Origin of the sequence: Bifidobacterium platyrrhinorum, assembly GCF_010667645.1 — a bacterium.
Lineage (GTDB): Bacteria > Actinomycetota > Actinomycetes > Actinomycetales > Bifidobacteriaceae > Bifidobacterium > Bifidobacterium platyrrhinorum.
Genome location: NZ_WHZV01000002.1, coordinates 165,026 through 189,282, shown reverse-complemented (window position 1 = coordinate 189,282; position 24,257 = coordinate 165,026). Strand labels below are relative to the sequence as shown.

At 68.5% G+C, this 24,257-nt stretch carries 17 protein-coding genes and 1 tRNA gene; 3 read left to right on the top strand and 15 right to left on the bottom strand.

Annotation, left to right across the window (positions count from 1 at the left end; translation table 11 throughout):
• Positions 1-324 precede the first annotated feature (324 nt).
• The 6 genes from GFD21_RS04105 to GFD21_RS04080 all read right to left on the bottom strand — a co-directional run bounded on the left by GFD21_RS04105 (position 325) and on the right by GFD21_RS04080 (position 5,767).
• Entirely contained in the window at positions 325-660 is a 336-nt protein-coding gene (locus tag GFD21_RS04105; RefSeq protein ID WP_163196671.1) for a hypothetical protein, read from the bottom strand.
• Positions 661-709: 49 nt separating this feature from the next.
• A complete protein-coding gene (locus GFD21_RS04100; protein WP_163196670.1) occupies positions 710-2,461 on the bottom strand; it encodes a sodium:solute symporter family protein in 1,752 nt (583 codons plus the stop codon).
• Between the two features lie 612 nt (positions 2,462-3,073).
• Entirely contained in the window at positions 3,074-3,955 is an 882-nt protein-coding gene (gene nusG, locus GFD21_RS04095; protein ID WP_163196669.1) for a transcription termination/antitermination protein NusG, read from the bottom strand.
• A 44-nt stretch (positions 3,956-3,999) separates the two neighbouring features.
• Positions 4,000-4,227 (bottom strand): preprotein translocase subunit SecE, encoded by a 228-nt coding sequence (gene secE, locus GFD21_RS04090; protein ID WP_163196668.1) that lies wholly within the window; start codon positions 4,225-4,227, stop codon positions 4,000-4,002.
• A gap of 34 nt (positions 4,228-4,261) precedes the next feature.
• Positions 4,262-4,337: transfer RNA gene (locus GFD21_RS04085), tRNA-Trp, on the bottom strand.
• Positions 4,338-4,558: 221 nt separating this feature from the next.
• Entirely contained in the window at positions 4,559-5,767 is a 1,209-nt protein-coding gene (locus tag GFD21_RS04080; protein WP_163196667.1) for a pyridoxal phosphate-dependent aminotransferase, read from the bottom strand.
• Positions 5,768-6,018: 251 nt separating this feature from the next.
• Here GFD21_RS04080 and GFD21_RS04070 point away from each other — a divergent pair, with 251 nt between their 5' ends.
• Entirely contained in the window at positions 6,019-7,338 is a 1,320-nt protein-coding gene (locus GFD21_RS04070) for an immunoglobulin-like domain-containing protein (protein WP_225431643.1), read from the top strand.
• Positions 7,339-7,418: 80 nt separating this feature from the next.
• Here the strand turns inward: GFD21_RS04070 and proB are convergent, their stop codons facing one another.
• The 6 genes from proB to dapE form a co-directional block, all read right to left on the bottom strand.
• A complete protein-coding gene (gene proB, locus GFD21_RS04065; RefSeq protein WP_163196665.1) occupies positions 7,419-8,552 on the bottom strand; it encodes a glutamate 5-kinase in 1,134 nt (377 codons plus the stop codon).
• Positions 8,553-8,598: 46 nt separating this feature from the next.
• Complete coding sequence (obgE, locus tag GFD21_RS04060; RefSeq protein WP_163196664.1) at positions 8,599-10,263, bottom strand: GTPase ObgE; 1,665 nt, start codon at positions 10,261-10,263, stop codon at positions 8,599-8,601.
• A 113-nt stretch (positions 10,264-10,376) separates the two neighbouring features.
• Positions 10,377-10,628 (bottom strand): 50S ribosomal protein L27, encoded by a 252-nt coding sequence (gene rpmA / locus GFD21_RS04055; RefSeq protein WP_163196663.1) that lies wholly within the window; start codon positions 10,626-10,628, stop codon positions 10,377-10,379.
• A gap of 39 nt (positions 10,629-10,667) precedes the next feature.
• Positions 10,668-10,976 (bottom strand): 50S ribosomal protein L21, encoded by a 309-nt coding sequence (gene rplU / locus GFD21_RS04050; protein ID WP_163196662.1) that lies wholly within the window; start codon positions 10,974-10,976, stop codon positions 10,668-10,670.
• A gap of 170 nt (positions 10,977-11,146) precedes the next feature.
• Entirely contained in the window at positions 11,147-14,167 is a 3,021-nt protein-coding gene (locus GFD21_RS04045) for an Rne/Rng family ribonuclease (RefSeq protein ID WP_163196661.1), read from the bottom strand.
• Positions 14,168-14,431: 264 nt separating this feature from the next.
• Positions 14,432-15,637: a succinyl-diaminopimelate desuccinylase gene (gene dapE, locus GFD21_RS04040; protein ID WP_163196660.1), complete on the bottom strand. Its 1,206-nt coding sequence runs from the start codon at positions 15,635-15,637 to the stop codon at positions 14,432-14,434.
• Between the two features lie 141 nt (positions 15,638-15,778).
• Between dapE and GFD21_RS04035 the strand changes: the two genes are divergently transcribed.
• Together GFD21_RS04035 and GFD21_RS04030 are read left to right on the top strand one after the other, a co-directional pair.
• Entirely contained in the window at positions 15,779-16,723 is a 945-nt protein-coding gene (locus GFD21_RS04035; protein ID WP_163196659.1) for an AEC family transporter, read from the top strand.
• Positions 16,724-17,064: 341 nt separating this feature from the next.
• Positions 17,065-19,845 carry a coiled-coil domain-containing protein gene (locus GFD21_RS04030; RefSeq protein ID WP_163196658.1) on the top strand — a complete coding sequence of 927 codons (2,781 nt, stop codon included), beginning with the start codon at positions 17,065-17,067 and terminating at the stop codon, positions 19,843-19,845.
• A 133-nt stretch (positions 19,846-19,978) separates the two neighbouring features.
• Here GFD21_RS04030 and GFD21_RS04025 read toward each other — a convergent pair whose 3' ends face one another.
• From GFD21_RS04025 to GFD21_RS04015, 3 genes are all read right to left on the bottom strand, one after another.
• Positions 19,979-21,454: a Maf family protein gene (locus tag GFD21_RS04025; RefSeq protein WP_163196657.1), complete on the bottom strand. Its 1,476-nt coding sequence runs from the start codon at positions 21,452-21,454 to the stop codon at positions 19,979-19,981.
• A gap of 87 nt (positions 21,455-21,541) precedes the next feature.
• Entirely contained in the window at positions 21,542-22,579 is a 1,038-nt protein-coding gene (locus GFD21_RS04020; RefSeq protein WP_163196656.1) for a homoserine kinase, read from the bottom strand.
• Positions 22,579-23,895 carry a homoserine dehydrogenase gene (locus tag GFD21_RS04015; RefSeq protein WP_163196655.1) on the bottom strand — a complete coding sequence of 439 codons (1,317 nt, stop codon included), beginning with the start codon at positions 23,893-23,895 and terminating at the stop codon, positions 22,579-22,581. The genes GFD21_RS04020 and GFD21_RS04015 overlap by 1 nt, the downstream gene beginning before the upstream one ends.
• Positions 23,896-24,257: the final 362 nt, after the last annotated feature.

Sequence of the window (24,257 nt, the reverse complement as noted above, 5' to 3'; positions counted from 1 at the left end):
TTCTTTCTATAACGCGGTGCAGCCGGTCGCCGCCCGTCCGCTCGCATCCGCGACGGAACGCGCACGGTCGCGCGGTCTCCTCCCGCAACTTATATTGCTGTGCTGTGCTAGCGGGTCTCCCCTCCAGACACAAGCTTTCCCATTATGCCGAGCCACCACGACAAGGCCGCGCGTCCGTGCCGCCGGCGCGCCGCGGCGCGGGCGGACGCGAAAGGGGCCGCCAGGAGGAACTCCCGACGACCCCTCAGAACCGCTTTCCCGCGCGCCGTCACGCCATGCCGTCAGACGCCATGCATGTCACGCCGCCGCGCGGTGCCGGTCATCTCACTTCGAGCCTTCGTGCTGGACCTGCGCCTTGCGCACGGACTCCTCGGCGGAGGCGATGATGTCCTCGGCCGACAGCGGCTTGAAGCGGCACCACAGCTCGAACGCGATGCCGATGACCAGCATGACGATGCCGGTCCACAGGTTGATCGCGATGCCGTTGGTGTCGGCGCCGTTCATGTTCGGCGCGACGATGCCCACGATCGTGACGATCACGCCGTAGATGATGAACAGGATGGCGATGAGCCGGCGCAGATCGTTGTTGCGCGCCGCCTTGACCGCCTGGTCCTTCTCGGCCTGAGTCAGCAGGTCCTTGCCCTGAGTCTCTTCTGCCATTGCAAACTCCTTAAGACGTTCCTACGTACTATGGGTCAACCCGACGGGTTTAGAAGAACGGGATGTAGAAGACGAGGCCGAGCACGAAGATCACGGTGCCCAGGATGAGCGGCTTCTTGTACCACGGGACCTTCACGGTGGCGACGTCCTTTCCGGCTTCCTTCGCGGCGCGCTTGGCGTCCTCGAGCTCCTCGGCGGAGGCCTCCTTGAAGTACTTGATGCCGTTGGTGCCGAAGGTCAGGCCCTCGAGCTCCTTGTCGGACTTGGCCTTGGTGAACGGCGTGAGCACCGCCGCCACGATCCAGGTGGCCAGGCAGGAGATGATGGCGCCGTACCAGGTCTCGGCGGTGGCGGAGCCGAAGATCGGGCTGCCGGCGGCGACGGACTGCAGGTACAGGATGTAGGTGATGAGCGGGGCGATGATGCCGCACACGTAGCCGACGGTGCCGGCGACGTTGGAGACGCGCTTCCACACCAGGCCGAGGATGAACACGGCGAACAGCGGGGCGTTGAAGAAGCTGAACAGCGTTTGCAGGTACGTCATGATGTTGCCGAACTGCGACGCGATCCACGCGGTGAACACGGAGATGAAGACGCCGATCACGGTGATGATGCGGCCCATGTTCAGGTAGTACTTGTCGTTCTGGCCGGGCTTGACGTAGTCCTGCCACAGATCGTAGGTGAACACGGTGTTGAACGAGGAGACGTTCGCGGCCATGCCGGCCATGAAAGAGGCCATCATGCCGGTGATGGCGACGCCAAGGACGCCGTTCGGCAGGTACATCTTGAACAGGTACGGGATGGCTTCGTTGTACTGCAGGACCGGGTGGTCGCCGGCGAACAGGTTGCCGACGGTGGCGGCCGCGATCATGCCCGGGATGATGATGATGAGCCAGATGACCATCTTCGGGATGGCGCCGAGGATAGGCGTCATGCGGGCGGCGGTCATGCTCTTCGCGGCGAAGGCGCGCTGCACCTCGGTGAAGTTGGTGGTCCAGTAGCCGAAGCCGAGCACGAAGCCGAGGCCCATGAGGATGGAGAACCAGTCGCCGCCGACCGGGTTGGTCACGTTGCCGAGACCGGTGCCGGCCCAGGCGTGGATGGATCCGGACCAGCCCTGCATGCTGTCGAGCTTGGCGGTCAGGCCGCTCCAGCCGCCCACGTGGGACAGGCCGATGACGGTGACCGGGATGAGGGCCGCGACGATGACGAAGAACTGCATGACCTCGTTGTAGATGGCGGAGGTCAGGCCGCCGAGGGTGATGTAGGCGAGCACGAACACGGCGGACACGATGATGGCGGTCCACTGGCTCCAGCCGAGCATGGCCTGGAGGATCAGGGCCATGGCGTACAGGTTGATGCCGGCCTGCAGGATGGTGGACACGGCGAAGCACAGCGACACGATGATGTGCGCGCCCTTGCCGAAGCGCTGGTACATGAACTCAGGCACCGAGCGCACGCCGGAGCCGTAGTAGAACGGCATCATGAAGATGCCGAGGAACACCATGCCCGGCACGGCGCCGATCAGGTAGTAGTGGATGGTCGGCATGCCGATCTGGGCGCCGTTGGCGGCCATGCCCAGGATCTCGGTGGCGCCCAGGTTGGCGGCGCAGAACGCGAGGCCTGCGATCCAGGCCGGCATCGAACGACCGGCGAGCAGGAAGTCCTCGGAGGACTTCTGCTGCTTGTGGATCGAATATCCGATCCAGACGATCATGGCGAAGTAGATGATGAGGATAAGCCAATCCACCCAGCTCAGCGACAGGCGAATCGCGGATTCCCCGGCAGCAAGATCAATCATGCCGCTCCCTCTTTCCTAGAGTTGTTCTTCCTCGAACACAGGCACCGGCGATCAATGCCGATGTTTGCGTTAGCGAGATGCAATATAGGTCCGTCGATACGATTTTGCAACTCGAATCGAACATTTTTATAGGCCAAAATAACATTCCCAAACAAAGTAAAACCATTTGAGAACATTCCGGTTGTTCATTTCGCGCATCCCGCTTCACGATGATTACGTAATCGGGTATTCCCCGCGTATCCGTGGAACCGTTGCCGCGTGGGGCGCATCGCGCGGCGCCGCACCGCACGCATGCGGTCCGCCCCGCGCATCGGCATGTGCGCCGCGTCACATTCGGGCGACCCCCACGGTGTGCGGAGTACCCCGCGCGCCGTCACAGCCGGCCCCCGGATGTCCTCCATCAACCACCCAAAGCAATATGAAACGTTCCACCCCGGCGTGTCGCGCCGCCCCCGCCCGCATACGAAAAATCCCCGCCATCAAGGCGGGGATTCCCAAAGCATTTCGGTTACTGACGTGCGATAACGCGTGTGTCGGCAAAGCGCACCGAGGGAAGGCGTACGAAGGTACGTCGACCGAGGGGCAATGCCGCCGACACTCCGTTAGCGTGCGTCAGTCGAGGCGCTGGACCTGGTTGAAGCCAAGCTCCACCGGCGTATCGCGGCCGAAGATGGACACGAGCACGGTGAGCTTCTGGGTGGTGGGCTCGACGTCGGAGACGACGGCGGCCATGGTGGCGAAGGGGCCGTCGGTGACGGTGACCTGGTCGCCGATGGCGTAGGAGACCTCGACGGTGCGCTTCTTGGCGGCGGCGGGCTTGTCGCCGGCCTTCTTGAGCGCCTCGGAGGCGATCATCGGGGCCATCATCTGGACGACTTCCTTGCGGGAGAGCGGGGCCGGGTCCTTGGTGGGGCCGACGAAGCCGGTGACGCCTTCGGTCTCGCGCACGATGCGGCGGGCGTTCTCGTCGGGCCACATGCGGATGAGGACGTAGCCGGGGACGCGCACGCGGGTGATGACCTTCTTGCCCTTCTCGGTGTGCTTCTCGACCTCTTCCATCGGCACTTCGATCTGGAAGATCTTGTCTTCGAGGCCGAAGGACTGGATGCGGGATTCGACGTTGGTCTTGACGCGCTTCTCGTAGCCGGAGTACGTGTGGAGCACGTACCACTTGCCTTCGAGGGTGCGCAGCGACTTGGAGAACGCCTCGACGGCGGCCTGGCCGGCGTCGGTGGCCTCGGCCTGTTCGGATTCGTTGGTCTCGGTCTCCTCATCGTCGTCGAGGGAGAGCGGGGTTTCGTCGTCGAGGGACGCGACGGGGGCGGCGACCTCGACATCGGAGGTGTCGGCGGCGGGCGCTGCAGCGGTCTCGGGGGTCTCGGCGGCCTGGGATTCGTCGGCGGCCGGTGCGGTGGCGGCGGGGCCTTCGGCCGGCTCGGTCTCCGGCAGGTCGGGCAGCGCGTCGAGGTTCTCGAGATTCACTTCATCACTCATGCGTTATTCACCTTCGGGTTCGTGCGTTCGCTGTAACGGATGGATCAGCCGAACACCCACAGCGTGAGCTTGCTCAGACCGTAATCCATGCCGGTCACGAGAGCCATCAGCAGCAGGACGAAGATGAACACGGCCAGCGACCAGAAGAAGAGTTCCTTGGCGGTCGGGGTCACAACCTTGCGAAGCTCGTCGATGATCTGCTTGATGAACAGACCGATCTGCATGAAGACGTTCGGCTTGACGGCCTTTTCGCTCTTGCTAGCCTTCGCCATATCCATCCTTCGCTTAGGGGTATCCGGAGAAACTTGGCAGGGAAGGCGGGACTCGAACCCACAACCTACGGTTTTGGAGACCGTTGCGCTACCAATTGCGCCACTTCCCTAGGTGAACTTCACCTCGGTTCCGCGTCCCTAGAGAACGCTTCGCCACGGCGAAAACCGCCAAGCAGATATAGTAGCGACTCCCCGGGATTTCGTCAATTCATGGTGTCCATATACGGGAAATCCCGTGGCAAAACCACGGGATTCCAACGAAATCACGGCATGTCGCGCATCACGCGGATCACGCGGATCACGCCGACGCGCACGGGGCGACCGGCTCCGGTCACGCCTCGACGTAGGCCTTCATGCGGCGCATGCCCTCGGCGAGCTGGTCGTCGGCCAGCGCGTAGGAGAAACGCAGGTAGCCGGGGGCGCCGAACGCCTCGCCGGGCACGGCGGCGACGTGCGCCTCGTCGAGCAGGGCGGCGGCGAACTCGGAGGAGGAGTGCGACACGGTGCCGTTCGGGCCGAGCGGCCTGCCGAGCAGCGCGGTGATGTCGGCGAACGCGTAGAACGCGCCGGTCGGCGTCGGGCAGTTCACACCCTCGATGTCGTTCAAGGCGGCGACGATCGCCTGGCGGCGCACGTCGAACGCCTCGCGCATGCGGTACACGGCGTCGAGCGGGCCGGAGACGGCGGCGATGGCGGCGCGCTGGGAGACGTTCGCCACGTTGGAGGTCATGTGGCCCTGCAGCTTGGCGGCGGCCTTGGCGACCGGCCCGGGCGCGATGAGCCAGCCGACGCGCCAGCCGGGCATCGCGTAGGTCTTGGCCACGCCGTTGAGCACGATGAGCTGGTCGCGCACCTCGGGCACGGCGGCGCCGATGTACGTGGTGCGCGCGTCGTCGTAGTTGAGGTGCTCGTAGATCTCGTCGGAGACGACCCACACGTGGTGCTCGATCGCCCACTTGGCGATGCCTTCGATCGTCTCGGCGCTCCACACGGCGCCGGTCGGGTTGTTCGGGGAGGTCACGATGATCGCCTTGGTGCGTTCGGTGCGCGCCGCCTCGATCGCGGCGAGGTCCGGCTCGAAGCCGCGGTCGGCCCCGGCGAACACCTCGACCGGCTTGCCACCGGCGAGCTTGACGGCCTCCGGGTAGCTGGTCCAGTACGGGGTGGGGATGATGACCTCGTCGCCCTCGTCGAGCAGGATCTGGAACGTCGAGTAGACGGCCTGCTTGCCGCCGTTGGTCACGACGACCTGCTCGGGGGCCACCTCGTAGCCGGAGTCGCGCAGCGTCTTGTCGGCGATGGCGCGGCGCAGCTCGGGCAAGCCCGGCGTGGGCGTGTACTTGTAGTTCTTCGGGTCGCGGCAGGCGGCGGCCGCGGCGTCGACGACGTAGTCGGGCGTCGGGAAGTTCGGTTCGCCGGCGCCGAAGCCGATGACGTCGAGTCCGGCGGCCTTCATGGCCTTCGCCTTGGAGTCGACGGCGAGCGTGGCGCTCGGGGTCACGTGATTGATACGGTCGGAGAGAGTCTGCCAGTCAGCCATAGTCATGGCTCCCACAATAAACCCGACGCGCGAGAAGCGCCATACCCTCACGGGTCGCCGCACCGCCCACCGCATCACCCGCCGAAGCGCGTTCCGCATCGCCCGCAGCATCGCCTCGCACGCGCCGCCGCGGAACGCGCCGGACGTGCACGGCACGTGGTGAAATGGAGGCGGTAACCGGACACCGTCCGCCGGGATGTCGCAGGGCGCGGGGTGACCGCCGACGCCGTGGGAGACACCGAGGAGACGAGATGACCACACGAAGGGGTTCCGAAGGCAGGCGCGCGCCGTCGCGACGCGCACCGCGCACGGGCGACGGCGCGCACGAGGGCGTCATCGGCAACCGCATCGCCGCGGCCGGCGCGGAACACCGCCGCACCGCGGTCGCGGCGGAGGGCGCCGCCGCCAACATCGGCATGCACGTGAGCCGCAGGTCGCGCCGCGCGCTCGCGGCGGCACGCGCGCGGCGCATCGCCCTGGCGGCGCTGGCCGTGGTCGTGTTCGTCGCCGCCGTCGCGCTGCCGACGCTCGTCGTCCCCGCCCTGTCCGGCACGGGCGCGACGACCGCCGCCTCACGCGCCGCGACCGGCGCAACCGCCGCCTCCCCCGCGCACGGCGCGCTCGCGCGCAAGGCCGTGCCGGCGAACGATCCGGGCGACATCGTCATCGGCGTCAACGGCAGCGCCGTGACCACCGTGCTCAAGGGCGAGGCGTACGTGGAGGGCGGCGCGCACGCCATCGAACCGGAGGACGGCGTCCTCACCGGCGCGATCCGCACGAGCGGCGACGTGGACACGTCGCGCGCGGGCGACTACCCGGTGCGCTACACCGTGCGCGACTCGCACGGGCACGTCGCGTCCACGGTGCGCACGGTGAAGGTCGTCGACGCGATGGACCCGCAGACCGGCGGCCTGCCCGTGCTCATGTACCACTACATCTACGATCCGGCGAACCCGCCCGCGGACCTCAACGCGAACTACATCGCCGCCGACGCGCTCGAAAAGCAGCTGGAATACCTCGCCGGACACGGCTTCTACCAGCCGTCGTGGCCGGAGGTGCGCGCGTACGTCGACGGCACGCACACGCTGCCCGCGCACAGCGTCGTGCTCACGTTCGACGACGGCGAACCCGGGTTCTTCACGAACGGGTGCCCGCTGTTCACGAAATACCGGGTGGCGGCCACGTCGTTCGTCATCACGAGCGACGGCAACGCGCCACAGCGCATGAAGGACTGCAAATCCCCCTATCTGGAATACGAATCGCATTCGAACGACATGCACCGGGCCGGCGGCACCGTGGGCCACGGCGGGCGCATCAGCGCGATGAGCCGGCAGGAGATCGTCGACGACCTCGCCGCCTCGAAGCGCGTCACCGGATCGCTGCAGGCGTTCGCCTACCCATTCGGCGACACCACGGCGGACGCGCGTGCGGCCGTGAAGGACGCGGGCGCGCTCGTCGCGTTCACCACGCAATACGGCAGGGCGCAGCCGGGCGACGACCCGATGGACCTGCCGCGCGTGCGCGTGCAGGGCGACGAATCGCTGGACGCGTTCGTCGCGGCGGTGTCGTGAACACGTCCCGACGGCTTCCGGGCACAGCTTCCCGGGCACGTCATTCCAAGCACATCGGGGAACGACGCCGTCGGACCGCGTCAGACCAGCACGAGGTTGTCGCGGTGGACGAGGGGGTGGGCGTACTCCTCGCCGAGGATGCGCTTGAGCTGCGTGGTGTTGCGCCCCAGCATCTGCGGCACCTCCTCCGAATCGTAGCCGGCGAGGCCGCGCGCCAGATGCGTGCCGTCCTCGGCGTCGACCCACACCGGGTCGCCCGCGGAGAACGCGCCGCGCACCTCCACCGCGCCCGCGGCGAGCAGCGACGCGTGGCCGCCGCGCACGGCCTTCGCGGCGCCCTCGTCCACGATGATCGTGCCGCGCGGCTCGGCCGCGAACCCGATCCACAGGCGGCGCGTCGAGCCACGCTGCTTGACCGGAGCGAACACGGTGCCCACCGGGTCGCCCATCAGCGCCGGGCCCGCGAGGCCCGCGCGCGTGAGCACCGTGGGGATGCCGGAGACGGCCGCCACGCGCGCCGCCTCCAGTTTCGTGACCATGCCGCCGGTGCCGACCTTCGAGCCGGTGCCGCCGACCTTCACCTCGCCGAGCGCGTTCACCACGTTCGGCACATAGCCGATGCGACGCGAGCCGGGTTCGCTCGGCGGCGCCGTGTACAGCCCGTCCACATCGGTGAGCAGGACGAGCGCATCGGCGCGCACGAGGTTCGCGACCAGCGCGGACAGCCGGTCGTTGTCGCCGAAACGGATCTCGTTGGAGGCAAGGGAATCGTTCTCGTTGATGATCGGCACGACGCCCAGGTCGAGCAGGCGGTCCAGCGTGCGCTGCACGTTGCGGTACTGGGTGGCGCGGATCGTGTCCTCCGCGGTGATGAGGATCTGCCCCACGCGCACGCCGAAACGGCCGAACGCCGCCTCGTACTGCGCCATGAGCAGCCCTTGGCCGACGGCCGCGGTCGCCTGCTGCGTGGCCACGTCCGTGGGCCGCGCGTCGAAGCCGAGCGGGCCGAAGCCCGCCGCGATGGCGCCCGAGGAGACGAGCACGACGCGCGCGCCCATGAGATGCGTGGCCGCAAGCGCGCCGACCAGCGCGTTGAGCCTGTCGGCGTCAAGGTGGCCGCCCGCCTGCGTGAGCGAGCTCGAACCGACCTTGACGACGACGGTCTCCGCCTCCGCGATGCGCCTGCGGACCTGGCCTTCCGATGGTGTGGACATGGCTACCGTTCTACCGCCTTCGTATTTCCGATTCCCGCCCGACGGCTCACTCGCCGCGTCCGAACAGGCTCTTCTCGTCGTGGCGGTCGTCGTCGATGGAGGGGTCGGCCCAATGGCCGGCCTTGCGTTCGGCCATCATCGCCTCGCGGACGGCGGCCTTCGCGTCCATCATCTCGTGGTATTCGCGGCGGCGCTCCGCGTTCGTGCGGCGGCGGGCGCGGCCCTCGTCCTCCTCGAGGCGCAGGTCCTTGCCGCGCGCGCCCAGCGGCGCGTCGTCGAGACGCTCCGCGCCGGCGGCGATGGTCGGATCCCAGTCGAACGCGACCGCGCGGTCGCCCTTGCCGATGCGCACCTCGTCGCCCGGCTTGGCGCCCTTGCGGCGCAGCTCGTCCTCGACGCCCAGCTTGGCGAGACGGTCCGCCAGGTAGCCGACGGCCTCGTCGTTGTCGAAGTTGGTCTGCTGCACCCAGCGTTCCGGCTTGCGGCCGGTGACCTCGAACCAGAACTCGCCCAGGCCGTTCTCCTTGCGTTCGATGGAGAACTCGAGCGCGTTGCCGCCCTCGTCCGCCACGCGGCGGCGACGGGCCTGCCGTTCGAGCGGCTTGATGACCACGCGGGCCTCCTCCTCGGCCTGCTCGCGCCTGGCGACCTCCTCGCGCATCTCGGCGACCATTCCGGCCAGCGCGAAGTTGAGCTCCTTCAGGCCCTCGTGCGAGGCGGTGGAGATGATGAACGTCCTCATGCCCATCTTCTCGAATTCGGGCTTGACGAACTCGGCGAGCTCCTTGGCCTCGGGCACGTCGGCCTTGTTGAGGATCACGATGCGCGGGCGCTCCGGGATCGGGATGGCGCCGAGCGGCAGCTCCAGCGAGCCGGCGTATTCGGCGAGCTCGTACTCGAGCGCCTCGTAGTCGCTCATCGGGTCGCGGCCGTCCTCGAGGGTCGCGCAATCGATGACGTGCGCGATGATCTCGGTGCGCTCGATGTGGCGCAGGAACTCGAGGCCCAGGCCCTTGCCCTGGGAGGCGCCCGGAATCAGGCCCGGCACGTCGGCGATGGTGTAGCGGCGGTCGCCGGCGACGACCACGCCGAGGTTCGGCACGAGCGTGGTGAACGGGTAGTCGGCGATCTTCGGCTTGGCGGAGCTCATCGCGGCAATGAGGCTCGACTTGCCGGCGGACGGGAAGCCCACCAGCGCCACGTCGGCGATGGACTTGAGCTCGAGGATCACGTCGCGCTCCTCGCCGAGCTCGCCGAGCAGGGCGAAGCCGGGGGCGCGGCGCGTGCGGTTCGCCAGCGCGATGTTGCCCAGGCCGCCGGCGCCGCCGGCCGCGGCGACGAAACGGTCGCCCTCATGGCGCAGGTCGGCGAGCTGCTCGCCGGGGTGCTTCGGCCTGCCCTGGGGGCCGCGCGCCTCGAAGATCACGGTGCCGCACGGCACGGGCAGGATCAGGTCCCGCCCCTTGGTGCCGTCCTTGTTGTCGCCCAGGCCCATCGTGCCGCCGGGCGCCACGCGGTGCGGCATGAAACGGTAGTCCAGCAGGCTGGTCGCGTTGCGCGTCGCCTCGAAGATGACGGATCCGCCGTCACCGCCGTTGCCGCCGTTCGGGCCGGCCAACGGCTTGTACTTCTCGCGGCGGATGCCGGCCGAACCGTTGCCGCCGTCGCCGCCCTTCACATGGACGGTCACTCGATCCACAAAATCACTCATAACCCTTAACCCTATCCTGACCCTTGGTTCATGGTTTCGCCGGATACGAAAAAGCCGCGTCCTTGCGGGCGCGGCTTTCCGAAACGCTTGTCGCTGAGATCTCAGCTGGTCGCTCAGGCGGCGACGACGTCGACGACCTTGCGGTCACGACGGACGCCGAACTTCACGGAGCCGTCGGAGAGGGCGAACAGGGTGTGATCCTTGCCCATGCCGACGTTGTGGCCCGGGTGGAAGTTGGTGCCACGCTGGCGGACGATGATGTTGCCGGCGACGACGGCCTCGCCGCCGAACTTCTTCACGCCAAGGTACTGAGGCTGTGAATCGCGACCGTTGCGCGAGCTGGACGCGCCCTTCTTATGTGCCATGATCTGTTCCTTTCGGTCCTGTTAAGCTGTGGCGAAAACTCAGGCGATCGCCGTGACCTTGACGGCGGTCAGCTTCTGGCGGTGGCCCTTGCGACGGGCGACGCCGGTCTTGTTCTTGTACTTCTGGATGTTGATCTTCGGGCCCTTGGCCTCGTCGTCAACGACCTCGGCCTTGACGGACACCTTGGCCAGATCAGCGGCGGCCAGCGTGACGTTGGCGCCATCGACCACGAGCGCGACCGGGAATTCCACGGTATCGCCCTTCTTGGCGTCGAGACGGTTGACGAGGATGACGTCGCCGACCTCGACCTTTTCCTGATGGCCACCGGCCTTCACAATCGCGTACATAATCGTTCCTTTATTGAATTGGCAAGCTTCTTGCCTGACTCACCCGGATATGCCGGGCTCGCGGTCAGACACCAGCAATCAAACGTACACCGACGCGCGGACTAACGCAACCGTGTTTCGTCCGCGTGTCTGTGCCGCATATGTTATAGGGCCGGGGCGGGCCGGGCGGCTCAGTCCTCGTTGCCGGCGGCGACGGCCGCGGCGGCGATCTGGGCGAGCTTGGCCTTCACGTCCGGCGTGGAGCCGGCCGGCTCCGGCGCGGGAGTCGTGCCGCGGCCGTGCTTGTTCGTCTTGACGAACGGGTCGCCGCCCCTGAGCGCGTACGGGTCGTCGTATTCGGCGGACACGACCGGCTTGTCGTGCAGGATGAAGCCGCGGCCCTTGCAGGTCGGGCACTCCTCGGAGAACGCCTCCACCAGGCCCTGGCCGATGCGCTTGCGCGTCATCTGTACGAGGCCCAGCGAGGTGACCTCCGCCACCTGGTGCTTGGTGCGGTCGCGCGCCAGGCATTCGACGAGACGGCGCAGCACGAGGTCGCGGTTGGCGGGCATCACCATGTCGACGTAGTCGATCATGATCATGCCGCCGATGTCGCGCAGGCGCAGCTGGCGCGCGATCTCCTCGCTGGCCTCCAGGTTGCATCGGGTGACGGTCTCCTCGAGCGACTTGCCTCGGCCGATGAAACGGCCGGTGTTCACGTCGATCGTGGTCATCGCCTCGGTGCGGTCGATGACGATCGAGCCGCCGGAGGGCAGGTACACCTGACGCTCCATGCCCTTCCTGAGCTGCGAGTCGATCTGCCACTTGTCGAACACGTCCTTGCCCTCGTGCTCGGACGGGTCCCACTTCTCCAGCTTGTCCTTGAGGTCCGGCGCCATCGTGTCGAGGTACTCCTCGATGCGGTCGTACACCTTGTCGCCCTCGACGATGAGCTTGGTGAAGTCGTCGTTGAAGATGTCGCGCACGACGCGGATCGCCACGTCCGGCTCGCCCTGCAGCAGCTTCGGGCGCTTGCCGTGCCAGAACTCCTCGCGCTTGGCGTTGATGCGCTCCCACTGGCGCACGAGGCTTTCCAGGTCCTTGACGATCGCCTCCTCGCTCGCGCCCTCGGCGGCGGTGCGGATGATCACGCCCATGTCCTTCGGGGCGATCTTCGAGACGATGTTCTTCAGGCGGGAGCGCTCACGCTCGCTCAGCTTGCGGCTCACGCCGGTCATGCCGCCGGACGGCACCAGCACGAGGAAACGGCCCGCGAGCGTGACCTGCGAGGTCAGACGCGCGCCCTTGTGGCCGATCGGGTCCTTGGTGACCTGCACGAGCACCGGGTCGCCGGACTTGAACGCCAGCTCGATGCGGCGCGGCTGGCCCTCGAGGCGGGCGGCGTCCCAGTTCACCTCGCCGGCGTACAGCACGCCGTTGCGCGCCTGGCCGATGTCCACGAACGCGGCCTCCATGCTCGGCAGCACGTTCTGCACGCGGCCGAGGTACACGTTGCCGACGGTCTGCACCTCCTGGATGTCGGACACGTAATGCTCGACGAGCACGTTGTCCTCCACCACGGAGATCTGCGTGTGGTGCTCCTTCTCGCGCACGACCATGAGACGCTCGACGTTCTCGCGGCGCGCGAGGAAGTCCTGCTCCATGAGCTGCGACTGGCGGGAGCGTTCGCGGCGGTTGTCGCGGCGGCGCTGCTTCTTGGCCTCGAGTCGGGTCGAGCCCTCCACGTCGGTGATCTCGTCGATGTACTGCTGCTTGCGCGAGCGGCGCGCCACGACCTGCTCGTCGTCCGCGGACTTGCCGCGGCGGCGACGGCGGCGACGCGTGACGGTCTCCTCCTCGTCACGGTCCTCGCGCGCGTCGCGCGACTGCGAATCGCGGTCGGGGTCATGCTCCTCGGATTCACGGGAATCACGGCGCTCCTCGCCGGACGATTCGCCGGACTTGGCGCGCGAGCGGCGGCGGCGACGACGCGTGCGCGTCTCCTCGCCGGACGGCTCGCCGGATTCCTCCTCGTCGATCGGACGGTAGGAGATGTCGTCGAGCTCGAGGTCCTCCTCGATCTGCTCGACCTCGGCGGCGGCGCGGCGCTCCTGTGCGTTCAGGCGGCGGTTGCGGCCCCGGCGGGAACGGGTGGAGACGGACTCGTCGTCCTGCGCGTCGCGACCGGCGTCGTCACGCGCGTCGCGGTCGTCGTCGGCATCGCGGTTCCGGTCGTCGCGCTCGTCACGCCCCTGATCGTCGCGGTCCGCGCGCTCGCCGCGGCGACGGCGACGGGAACGCCCGCGACGCTCCTCGCGCGCCTCGTCGTCGCGGTCGTCGCGATCGTCGCGGGAACCGCGCCCGCGAACGGACTCGTCGTCGGCATCGTCCTCATCGTCGCGGTCGTCGCGCGTGCGCGCCGGGCCGACGGGAAGGACGGGCTCCTGGAACAGCAGGGAGGTCATCGGACGGGAACGGCGGTCGCCGCGGTCCGCGCGCTCGTGCATCGGCAGGCCGTCGAGCAGCTCCTCGGCGCGCTCAAGCTCGTCGTCGTCATCCTCGTCGCGGGGGACGCGGCGGGAACGGGAATACCGGTCGTCGAAATCATCGCGGTCGTCGCGCAGGGCCGAACGGCGGCGGCGCGAACGCACCGGACGGTCGTCCTCGTCATCGTCGTCACGGACCGCACGGCGGGAACGGCGCGGGGCGCGCGGCTCGTCGTCCTCCTCGTCGTCGGCGACACGGCTGCGACGGCGGCGGGTGCGCACGGGCATATCGTCCTCGTCGTCGTCATGGGAGTCGGCGCGGCGGCGGCGCGAACGCGCCGGACGGTCCTCATGGTCGTCACGGGCCTCGCGGTCGTCGTCCCCGCGGCCGACGGAATCGGCGGAGGGGGTCGCGGGCTCGTCGTCGAGGTCTTCGGCGGCATCCGCGGGAGAGGCCGGCAGCTTCGGTTCCTCGAACATCGGGGCGGCATGCTCCGAGACCTTCAGCTCGAGCGAGACGCCGGCGGCGCCGGCGCCACGGACCACGCGGCGGCCGCCACGGCGGCGGCGGGCGGGAGCGGACGGCTGCGCGGCCGGGGCCTGTGCCGGATCGGCGGCGTTCGCATCCTCGGCGGATGCGGCGGACTTGGGTACGTTGATGTTCTGGGCGTCGACCTCGTCGACCCCATCGTTGTTCACAGCGGGCACGATGCTCCTCGCCGGCATGCTGCATCATGCCAGCCTTACTCAGGCTCGCTGCGGCTGTCACACCACGCTCTCACCGTGGCCGCGCATCGATTGCGCCCGCAGAAGCAATTCCAGTCAAAGTCTGTGCGGCTCGGACGGCGGACACCGGCGCTCGCGCGGAAGTTCGGGAGAAACCCGATGCGAGGGGATCGACGCCATCTGGCACGTCGGCGGCTTGCAGAACCGCCGTGTTCCAGTATGCCACAACTTTGACGCGGCGCGTTCACCCTCGCGACACTTGATTCAGACGAGCCACGCCTGGAGGATGTCGGCGAGGAGGGTGAGGTCGGAGGCGGGGAGCTGTTCGTCGTGCTTGTGGGCGAGCAGCGGATCGCCGGCGCCGAGGTTCACCGCGGGGATGCCCAGCTGCGAGAAGCGCGCAACATCCGTCCAGCCGAGCTTCGCCAGGGGCTCGCGGCCGGTGCGTTCGCGCACGAGGCCGGCGAGCGAGACGGCGAGCGGCGCGTCCATGCCGGGGCGGGCGGACGGCGATTCGTCCTTCATCTCGATGCCGTATCCCTCGAACACGCCGCCGGTGGCGGCATGCTCGCCGTTGCCGAGCTCGGCGCCCGCGTCCGCGCCCATCATGAGGGCCTTGGCCTCGGCCAGCGTCTTGTCCGGGGCGAAGCGGTAGTTGACGTGCACGCGGCATTCGTCGGGGATGACGTTCGTGCCCTTGCCGCCGGAGATGAGCGTGGCGTTGAGCCCCTCGCGGTAGGTCAGGCCGTCCACCTCGACGTCAGCCGGCTCGTATGCGTTGAGGCGGTCGAGGATGCCCGCCGCCTTGTGGATGGCGTTCTCCCCCATCCATGCGCGGGCGGAGTGCGCGGCCACGCCGTGCGTGACCACGTCGAAGCGGATCGTGCCGTTGCAGCCGCCCTCGATGCCGCAGTTGGTCGGCTCGCCGATGATCGCGAAATCGCCCTGGATCCAGTCCGGGTGGGTTTCGACGACCTTGCGCAGGCCGTTCTTCTCGGCGGCGACCTCCTCGTGGTCGTAGAACACGTAGGTGAGGTCGACCTTCGGTGTGGCGGCCGGCGCGGAGCCGTCGAGCGTGGCGGCGAGGTGGAGCATGACCGCGTCGGAGGCCTTCATATCGGTGGCGCCGCGGCCCCACAGCACGCGTTCGCCGGGGTGCGCGGCGGCCACATCCTCGCGGATGAGCGGATCGCCGGGTTCGAGCCACTTCGGCGGGAAGTTGTCGATGACCGGCACCGTGTCGATATGTCCGGCGAGGATCACGCGGCCCGGCCTGCCGAAGGAGGTGGAGGCGACGACGGTGTCGCCGTGGCGGCGCACGTCGAGGTGCGGATAGGCCTTGAGGAACGCCTCGACGTCGTCGGCGAGCGCGGTCTCGTCGTCGCTGACGGAGTACACGTTCATGATCTGGTCGAGCAGGGATTCGAGCCGCGCGTCGCGCGCGGCGGTGGTGTCGAGGGAAATCGTCATGGCTTCATCCTAACGAAGGCGCGACGGGGACGGCCCGCACTACCATTGGGTGAGATTTCGGGGCGAGCGGCGGGGCGTTGTGCCACACTCGTGGTGACGATTCATTCATGTGGGACATATGGAAGAGGGGCTTGTTCGGGTATGCCGGGTCTGTTGAGCGCGATGCAGGGGTTCTGCGTCATCGGCATCGTGATTTTCGTGGGCTATGTTGCGGCGCGCATGCGCATCGGCGGCCCGAGCGCGCAGATGGTGCTCAACCGTTTCTCGTTCTTCGTGTCGAGCCCGTGCCTGATGTTCGCGATCCTGTCGAAGGAGCCGATCTTCGACATCTTCCACCCGTCGATCATCGTGGCGTTCCTGTCGGCGCTGCTCGTCGGCCTGGTGTTCCTCGCGCTCAACCGCATGTTCTTCCATCTCAAGGCCCCGGACGCGACGATCGGCGCGTTGAACTCGCTGTACCTCAATTCGAACAACATCGGCCTGCCGGTGGCCACGTACATCCTGGGCAACGGCGCGCTGGTGGCGCCGATCCTGGTCATGCAGCAGGCGCTGTTCACGCCGATCGGACTGACGGTGCTCGACGTGACCACGAAGGGCAAGGTGTCCCTCAAGGAGATCGCGAAGCAGCCGCTGCACCAGCCGCTGCTCATCGGCTCGCTGCTCGGCATCGTGGTCTCGGCGCTGAACGCGAGGCTGGGCTGGTTCCCCGTGCCGAACTACATCTACGACCCGATCAACATGATCGGCGAGTCCGCGGTGCCGATGATCCTCATGGCGTTCGGCATGTCCCTGCACGGCACGAAGCCGTTGCAGCAGAAGGGCGACCGTCCGGCGATCTTCACGGTGGCGGCGTTGAAGAACATCGTTATGCCGGTCATCGCGTTCCTGCTCGCCTATTTCATGATGGGCTTCCGCGGTGCGGAGCTATACGCGTGCGTGGTGCTCGCAGCATTGCCGACCGGCCAGAACGTGTACAACTACGCGGCCCGCTACAACGTGGGCCTCACGTTCGCCCGCGACGGCATCCTGATGAGCACGATGACCAGCCCGATCTTCATCGCCGTGATCGCGGCGTTGCTGAGCTGACGGCGGCGTCCTTCGTCGTCTTGGCGACGGCTCATCTCATTGACGGACTGTCCACCGTACGGACACCGAGCGGGCATCCGACGGACACCGGGCCATCCGTTCCGCGTTCGGCATCGCGGCCGTCGCGGTGCCGCCAAACCGAGTTCGGCATGCCGCATATGCGGCTTCGCGTGCGTGCGTACCCCCACGAAAAAGGTGGTATACCCCCTTGAGTACCCTATCTCGTGTCAATGATCCGGAACACCGACCCTGAACGGCAGGCCATATGTCATCTACGGCCCCGTAGATGACATGGACACATCGACAACCGGATCACCACCATGGAAGCGAAGAAGGTCCCGATGATGGAGAACACCCCTCACCACGCCAATACGTCGCCCGACGCCCTCAAGCGGGAGCACCGCAGGACCGTCCTTGCCAAGGGCGGCAGGAGCGTCGCCGCGCTGACCGTCGCAGTCGGCCTGTCGATGGCCCCGATGATGCAGACCGCCGCCTTCGCGACGGAGCATCAGGGCATGGACGCCGACCTGTACAACCGGTGCGCCGCCGGCGACCGCAGCGCGCTCGCCCAGTGCGAGGCCAACGTGAAGGCCGCCAAGCAGGCCCTCGACGAGGCCCGCGGCAACGCCGACCAAACCGCCAAGCAGGCAGCGGACGCCAAGACCGCGTTGGACGACGCCCAGCAGCGTCTGACCGACGCCGAGCAGGCGAAGGCCGAGGCCCAGGCCGCCTACGACGCCGCCCTCCAGGCCAAGAACGAGGCCGAGCAGGCCGCGAACGACGCCTCCGACGCCCAGGCCCAGGCCCACGTGACGCTCAACAACGCCCAGGCCGCCGCCGATGAGGCCGCCGCCAAGCTGGCCACGGCCACCGATGCCTACGACACGGCGAAGTCCGAGTTCGACAAGGCCCAGGCCGCGTATGAGGCCGCCGAGCAGGCCGCGAAGTGCGCCCGCGATCTCGCGGCCGCCGCCAAGGCCGTCTACGAGACCGCCCGGAAGACGTACGAGGCGCTGCAGGCCATCGCCGACGGCATCGATTCGGCGTACAACAAGGCCGTGGCGAACTACAACGCCGCCGTCAGCACCCAGCAGAAGGCCGGTCAGGTCCGCGACAACCTCCGCCAGGCGTATCTGACCGCCGTCGAGGTCAACCACAACGCCGGCGTCAAGTACAACGAGGCAAAGGCCGCGCTCGAGGCGGCCCAGGCCAGGCTGGACGCGCTGGAGGGCGAGCAGTCGGCGCTCCAACAGAAGGCCGACGAGACGAAGGCCTCTCACGAGACGGCCCTCAAGGCCAAGCAGGACGCCGACGCCGCCTACGCGCAGGCGAAGGCCAAGGCCGACGCCGCCCGGCAGGAGGTCGACGATCTCAACGCGAGGATCGCCGATCTCGAGGCGCAGATCGAGCAGGCCGGTTCGGCGGACGTCAACGAGCTTAAGTCCCAGCTCGCACAGGCCGAGGCCGATCTCAAGGTGGCCGACGACAAGGTCGAGGCCGCGAACGCGATGGTCGCCGAACTCCAGCCCGAGTACGACGCGGCCGCCGCGACGCTCGACCAGGCGACCGCGCTGTACAACGCCGTCGTCGACGCGCAGTCCAAGCTCGACGAGTCGGTCGACGCCCGGAACAGGATCGACGCCGCCAAGACCGCTTGGGACCAGGCCAAGGCCGAGGAGGCCGCCGCCCAGGCCGCCTACGACGCAATCCCGAACGACTTCTGGCACGCCGCGCAGAAGGCCGCCGCCCTGGCGAAGCTGGGCGCGGCCAAGACCAAGACCGCGGCGACCGAGGTCGCGTACAACGGCGCCAACACCCTCTACGGCCCGGCCGCCGCCGACAAGGACAACCGCCAGGCCGCGCTGGACGCCGCCAAGCAGGCGTACGCCGACTTCGGCACGACGCTTGAGGACGCGAAGGACGGCTTCAACAACATCGCCGGGCAGCTGGTCTCCGCGAAGCAGCAGGCCGACGAGGCCGCCGCCCGGCAGTCCCAGCTCAAGGAGACCGTCGCCTCCCTCGAGCAGCAGATCGGGAACGCGGAGAACGTCGACGAGCTCAGGCGGCAGCTCAGGGACGCGAAGGACGCCCTGCCGGGCAAGGAGGCCGCCGCCAAGGACGCCCAATCCGCGGCCGACGCCGCCAGGCGGCAGGCCGACGAGGCCTCCGTCGCCGAGCAGAACGCCAGGCAGGCGGCCGACGCCGCGGCCAAGGCCCTCAAGGAGTGGCAGGTCAGGAACACCGTCGCCTTGGGGTTGGCCAAGGCGGACGTCGCGACCAAGAAGATCATCGCCGACAGCGCCAAGGGCGCGTTCGACGCCACCACCGCGCTCAAGCAGACCGCCCGCAACGCGTGGCTGGCCGCCGAGGGCGCCTACGTGCTCGCCACCGGCAACGTGGTCGCCGCGAAGGCCGCCATGGACGGCCTCGGCGTCGCCAAGGACGCCGCGGACCGCATGGCCGAAGCAGCCCGCAAGGTGGCCGAGGCCGCCAAGGGCAAGAGCGACGATCTGCTCGACGCCGCGCAGCGCGCCGAAGCCGAGGCCCAGGCCGCCAAGGCCCTGCGCGACCAGAAGCAGGCCGAGGCCGAGGCCGCCAAGCAGGCCCTCGACCAGGCCGCCGCCGAGAACGAGACCGCGCAGCGCACCCTCGCCGAGGCCCAGGCCGCATGGGAGGCCGCCCGCGACAAGTCCGCGGAACTGACCCGGGCCTACTCCAAGGCCGTCGCCGCCTTCAACGCCGCGCAGCTCGCCCTCGCCAAGGCCCAGGGCGTCTACGCGGACGCCGAGCGCCAGGTGGAGGTCGCGCAGTCCGACTACGACGCCGCCCTCGAGGCCGACGAGCAGGCCAGGCAGGCGCTGGCCGACGCCCAGGCCGCCTACGAGAAGGCCGTGCGCGACTACAACACCTGCAAGGCCGTTGTGGACGCCTACGAGAAGGCGCAGCAGGACAAGAACAACCAGTCCTCGGACAAGTCCGACGCGGCCGGCAAGGCCGACAAGGACACGCTCGCCGCGACCGGCGACTCCTCCGAGTCCATGGCCTTCGCCCTGGCCGCCGCCAGCGCCGCGATGGGCGCCGTCGCCTTCGCCGGCTCCCGCGCCGCCCGCAGGCGCGGCTGACCGAATCAGACCGGTCCGACCAAAGAGGCCGTGTGTCGAGGAATCACGATGGATTCTTCGGCACACGGCCTCTTGCCATCTCCATGCGCCCGATACGGTCACACGGCATATGCGTTACGACCGCCGACCCGGCCTACCGTCCCCGCTTCGCCGCGTCCGCGGCGAGCGCGCGCAACCGCGCGTCGAAGCGCGGCCAGTCGGTCCTCATCGCGGTGAGGAGTCTGCGGTTCGGCACCTCGTCGATCGGCACCCATTCGATCTCGAGGCTTTCGTCGTCGTTGGCGCGCGGGTGCACCTCGTGCCCCGGCTTCTCGAACGCGAACACGGTGGTGTACGCCCACGGGCCGTGGTCCTCGCGGTAGGAGCCGACCACCTCGATGTCCTCGGGGGTGATGTTCGCCTCCTCGAAGCTCTCGCGCAGCGCGCCCTCGATCGGCGATTCGCCGTCGGCCGTGGCGCCGCCGGGGATGCCCCACGTGCCGCCTTCGGCGCTCCACACCGCGCGGTGCTGCATGACCACGTGCGTCACCTCGCCGCTCGTCCCGTCGCGGCGGGCGAGCAGCACGCCAGAGGCGCCGTTGACGCCCCAATGCTTGCGCCCGCACGCGCAGTCCACCCAGCCGTCGCCCGGCTGGTGCACGTTCTCCGTGGGCGGCAGCTTGTCCTTGCCGGCGGCGGCGATGCCCGCCGCGTCGGCCGCCTCGGGCGCGAGCTCGCCGCGCACCATGTTCCACAGGTCCGTCCACTCGACGCCGAGTTCGCCGACGAGCCTGCGCAGCAGCGGCAGGCTGATGCCGATGATGCCGTGCGGATCGCCGTCGATCGAATCGATGAACGCGCCGCCGAAGCCCTCCAGCGTGAACGAGCCGGCCACTTCGAGCGGCTCGCCTGTGGCGATGTAGCGTTCGATGTCGCGGTCGGTGAAGTCGCCGAACCGCACGGTGGCGTGGCTGGCGCCGCGCGCGACGCGCCCGGTCGCGAAGTCGATCACGCAATGCCCGGTCCACAGCTCGCCGACGGCCCCGCGCATGCGGCGCAGGCGTTCGCGCGCCACCTCCACGCTGTGCGGCTTGCCGTAGCATTCGCCGTCGAGCAGGAACATCGAGTCGCAGCCGACGATGAGCGGACCGACGGTCGAGCGCGTGAGCCCCGGCTGCATGGCGATGATGTTGGAGATCGGTTCGGTGACGGTGGGCATGTCCACGCCGGAGAAGTCGCGCGTGGTGGCGATCTCGTCCTTCGAATAGTCGATGGCGGCGGCCCCTGCGTCACCGGCGTCGACACCCGAATCGGCGCCGGCCGCGTCCTCGCCGTCCACACCGGCCGCGCGCAGCGGGTACGCGATGACGCGCTCCCCCGTCGCGGCGGCGGCCGTGGCGGCCACGTCGCGGTAGGCGCGGTGCACGGCCTCGGCCTTCGCGCCGGCGAGGATCGTCACGCGCCGTTCGATGGTGAGGTCGTCGACGGCGACGCCGGCCTCGCGGGCCGCGGCCTCGAGCGCGGCGGGCTCGTCGACGTGCGAGACGCGGATGGTCGGGCACACGCCGGCCGCGACCAGCACGTCGCGGCGCGGCCTCGACTTGGAGGCGAGAATCAGCGGAATGGACATGGGGCTCCTTGGATTCCTTGAAATGACCTTGAGGAAATGACCTTGAGATGACATTGCCTCCCTGCACGCAGGGAGGCAATCGATGGTTCAGGCGCGTTCGATCTCCACGCCGGCCGTGTTGATGGGCAGGTGGAGGACCTTCCAATGGCCGGAGGCAAGCTGTTCGGCCGCGATCTCGTCGATGGCGGCGCGCGCGTCGCCGTAGTGCAGCACGAGCACGCACGGGCCGGCGCCGGAGACGGCCGCCGCGTAGCCCTTGGAGCGGAACAGCGCGATGAGCTCGGTGCTCGGCGGCATGAGGCCGCCGCGGTACGGCTGGTGCAGCCTGTCCTGCGTGGCGGTGAACAGCAGCGCGTTCGCCTCGTGGCCGGCGTCGCCGGATCCTTCGGCCGCGGCCGCGCCGCCGGTCGTAGCCAGCACGGACGGGTTCATCGCGGCGGGCAGGAGGCCCACGCGCGAGACGTTGTACACGGCGTCCTTGTACGGCAGTTCGGCGGGCAGCGCCCGGCGCGCCTTCTCGGTGGACAGCTCGTAGTCGGGCACGAACACGGCGGCGGTGATGGCCGGGTCGACCGGGTAGTTGACCGTGTGGAAGCCGCCGTGCAGCGGGTCGCCGCCGGGGATGGCGACCGAGCCGACGCCCTCCGCGGTCTCGAAGTCCCAGGAGACGGTGAGGCCGCCGAACACGGCGGGCGCCACGTTGTCCGGGTGGCCTTCGATCTGGGCGGCCATGTCGAAGATGGCGGGGCGGTTGAGCGCGCCGGGCTGCGCGAACGCGGCGGCCGCGGCGATGCCGGCGACGATCGCCTCGGCGGACGAGCCCATGCCGCGCGCCTGCGGGATGTTGTTCGTCGCCTCGAGCGTGAAACCGAGACGGCCGAGGCCGAGCGTGGCGCACGCGCGGCGGAACGTGGAGACGACCAGATGCGTCTCGTCGCGCGGCAGCGTGTCCTCGCCCTCGCCGTGGATGACGACGTGCGCGACGCCGTCCGCCGGGTCGTCGTTCAGCGTGAACGTGAGCTCGTCGTGGTAGTCGAGCGCGAGACCGACGGTGTCGAAGCCGGAGCCGAGGTTGGCGCTGGTGGCCGGCACGCGCACGCGCACCTGGTTGCAGATGGGGGCCATCAGTTCAGCACCCTCAGGATGGACGGGTCGCCGGTGACGAAGTCGAGCTGCTGGACGGCCTTGACGGTCGCGCGCAGGGTCTCCTCGTCGGTGGCGTGCGTCACGACGCGCAGCTGCTGAATCTCGCCGTCGTAGCCCGGGTCGGTGAGCGTGGGCTTGAGGTCCTGGTTGACGCCGTTGATGGACACGCCGTTCTTCGCGAATTCGGTGGCGATGGCGGCCAGCACGCCCGGCTTGTCGTGGATGAGGAAGCGCACGGCGAACGCGGCCTTCGTGGCGCTGGCCGGGGCCTTCTTCAGGTCCTTGTACAGCGGGATGGACGGGCCGGTGCAGCCGGCGGCGATGTGGCGCGCCACGGTGACGACGTCGCCGACGACGGCGGAGGCGGTCGGCGCGCCGCCGGCGCCGCGGCCGTAGAACATGAGGTCGTCGGCCGCCTCGGCCTTGACGAACACGGCGTTGAACGAGCCGTGCACGGAGGCGAGCGGGTGGTTCTCGTCGATGAGCGCCGGGTAGACGCGCGCGGAGACGCCGGCCTCGCCGTTCTCGACCACGGCGAGCAGCTTGATGACCTTGTGCTCGGCGGTGGCGGCGGCGATGTCGTCGGCGGTGATCTTGGTGATGCCCTCGACGGACACGTCGTCGATGGTGACGGAGGTGTGGAAGCCGAGCGTGGCCATGATGGCGGCCTTGTTGGCGGCGTCGTAGCCCTCGATGTCGCCGGTCGGGTCGGCCTCGGCGTAGCCCTTGGCCTGCGCGTCCCTGAGGACGTCGTCGAACTGGAGGCCCTTGGTGGTCATCTCGTCGAGGATGTAGTTGGTGGTGCCGTTGACGATGCCGAGCATGCTCGTCACCTTGTCGCCGACGAGGGATTCGCGCAGGGGGCGCAGGAACGGGATGGCGCCGCCCACGGCCGCCTCGAAGTAGATGTCGACGCCCTTGGCCTCGGCGGCCGCGTAGATCTCCGGGCCGTACTTGGCGAGCAGCGCCTTGTTCGCGGTCACGACGGACGCGCCGGATTCGATGGCGGCGAGCACGAACGTGCGCGCCACGGTGGTGCCGCCGATGAGCTCGATGACGATGTCGGAACTCGTGGCCACGCCCATCGTGTCGGTGGTGACGATCGCCTGGTCGATCCACGGGAAGCGCTCGGTCTCCTTCGGGTCGAGGCAGGCGACGCCGGTCAGCTCGATGGGGCGTCCGATGCGGGCGGCGAGCTCGTCCTTCTGCTCGACGATGAGACGGGCGGTCTGCGAGCCCACGGTGCCGGCGCCCAGAAGTCCGACGCGGATGGGGGTTTCGTTCTTGAAGGCCACGGGAGTTCCCTTCTGATTGATGGTTGGTACGACCGATCTTGCGTCCCATCCTACGGAACCTTTTCGACACGCCGGCAGGAAACCTTCTTTACGAATTTGTGCGAAACCCCTGTCGCACCGGGAAGCGAGACACCAGTAGCGGTCAGCGGTTCCAAGGGTTTCGCCGCCATGCCCGATTAACGCATAGTGACTTAACGAAGTGATTGCAGCGTATGTTGCCGGTGACGTACCATGGCACATGAAGCGGTGCTGCTTGACTCTCGAAGACCACGCGGCGGACCAACGGCGGTTCGGCGCGGCACAAGAAAGGAAACCTGCAGTTCGGATTCCCCCACCGCTTGGACACACCTCAATGGAGGAGG

Bases quoted from the DNA above. Each gene is read 5' to 3' on its own strand.
- GFD21_RS04105 (WP_163196671.1), bottom strand. From the start codon at position 660: ATGGCAGAAGAGACTCAGGGCAAGGACCTGCTGACTCAGGCCGAGAAG.
- GFD21_RS04100 (WP_163196670.1), bottom strand. From the start codon at position 2,461: ATGATTGATCTTGCTGCCGGGGAATCCGCGATTCGCCTGTCGCTGAGC.
- nusG (WP_163196669.1), bottom strand. From the start codon at position 3,955: ATGAGTGATGAAGTGAATCTCGAGAACCTCGACGCGCTGCCCGACCTG.
- secE (WP_163196668.1), bottom strand. From the start codon at position 4,227: ATGGCGAAGGCTAGCAAGAGCGAAAAGGCCGTCAAGCCGAACGTCTTC.
- GFD21_RS04080 (WP_163196667.1), bottom strand. From the start codon at position 5,767: ATGGCTGACTGGCAGACTCTCTCCGACCGTATCAATCACGTGACCCCG.
- GFD21_RS04070 (WP_225431643.1), top strand. From the start codon at position 6,019: ATGACCACACGAAGGGGTTCCGAAGGCAGGCGCGCGCCGTCGCGACGC.
- proB (WP_163196665.1), bottom strand. From the start codon at position 8,552: ATGTCCACACCATCGGAAGGCCAGGTCCGCAGGCGCATCGCGGAGGCG.
- obgE (WP_163196664.1), bottom strand. From the start codon at position 10,263: ATGAGTGATTTTGTGGATCGAGTGACCGTCCATGTGAAGGGCGGCGAC.
- rpmA (WP_163196663.1), bottom strand. From the start codon at position 10,628: ATGGCACATAAGAAGGGCGCGTCCAGCTCGCGCAACGGTCGCGATTCA.
- rplU (WP_163196662.1), bottom strand. From the start codon at position 10,976: ATGTACGCGATTGTGAAGGCCGGTGGCCATCAGGAAAAGGTCGAGGTC.
- GFD21_RS04045 (WP_163196661.1), bottom strand. From the start codon at position 14,167: ATGCCGGCGAGGAGCATCGTGCCCGCTGTGAACAACGATGGGGTCGAC.
- dapE (WP_163196660.1), bottom strand. From the start codon at position 15,637: ATGACGATTTCCCTCGACACCACCGCCGCGCGCGACGCGCGGCTCGAA.
- GFD21_RS04035 (WP_163196659.1), top strand. From the start codon at position 15,779: ATGCCGGGTCTGTTGAGCGCGATGCAGGGGTTCTGCGTCATCGGCATC.
- GFD21_RS04030 (WP_163196658.1), top strand. From the start codon at position 17,065: ATGATGGAGAACACCCCTCACCACGCCAATACGTCGCCCGACGCCCTC.
- GFD21_RS04025 (WP_163196657.1), bottom strand. From the start codon at position 21,454: ATGTCCATTCCGCTGATTCTCGCCTCCAAGTCGAGGCCGCGCCGCGAC.
- GFD21_RS04020 (WP_163196656.1), bottom strand. From the start codon at position 22,579: ATGGCCCCCATCTGCAACCAGGTGCGCGTGCGCGTGCCGGCCACCAGC.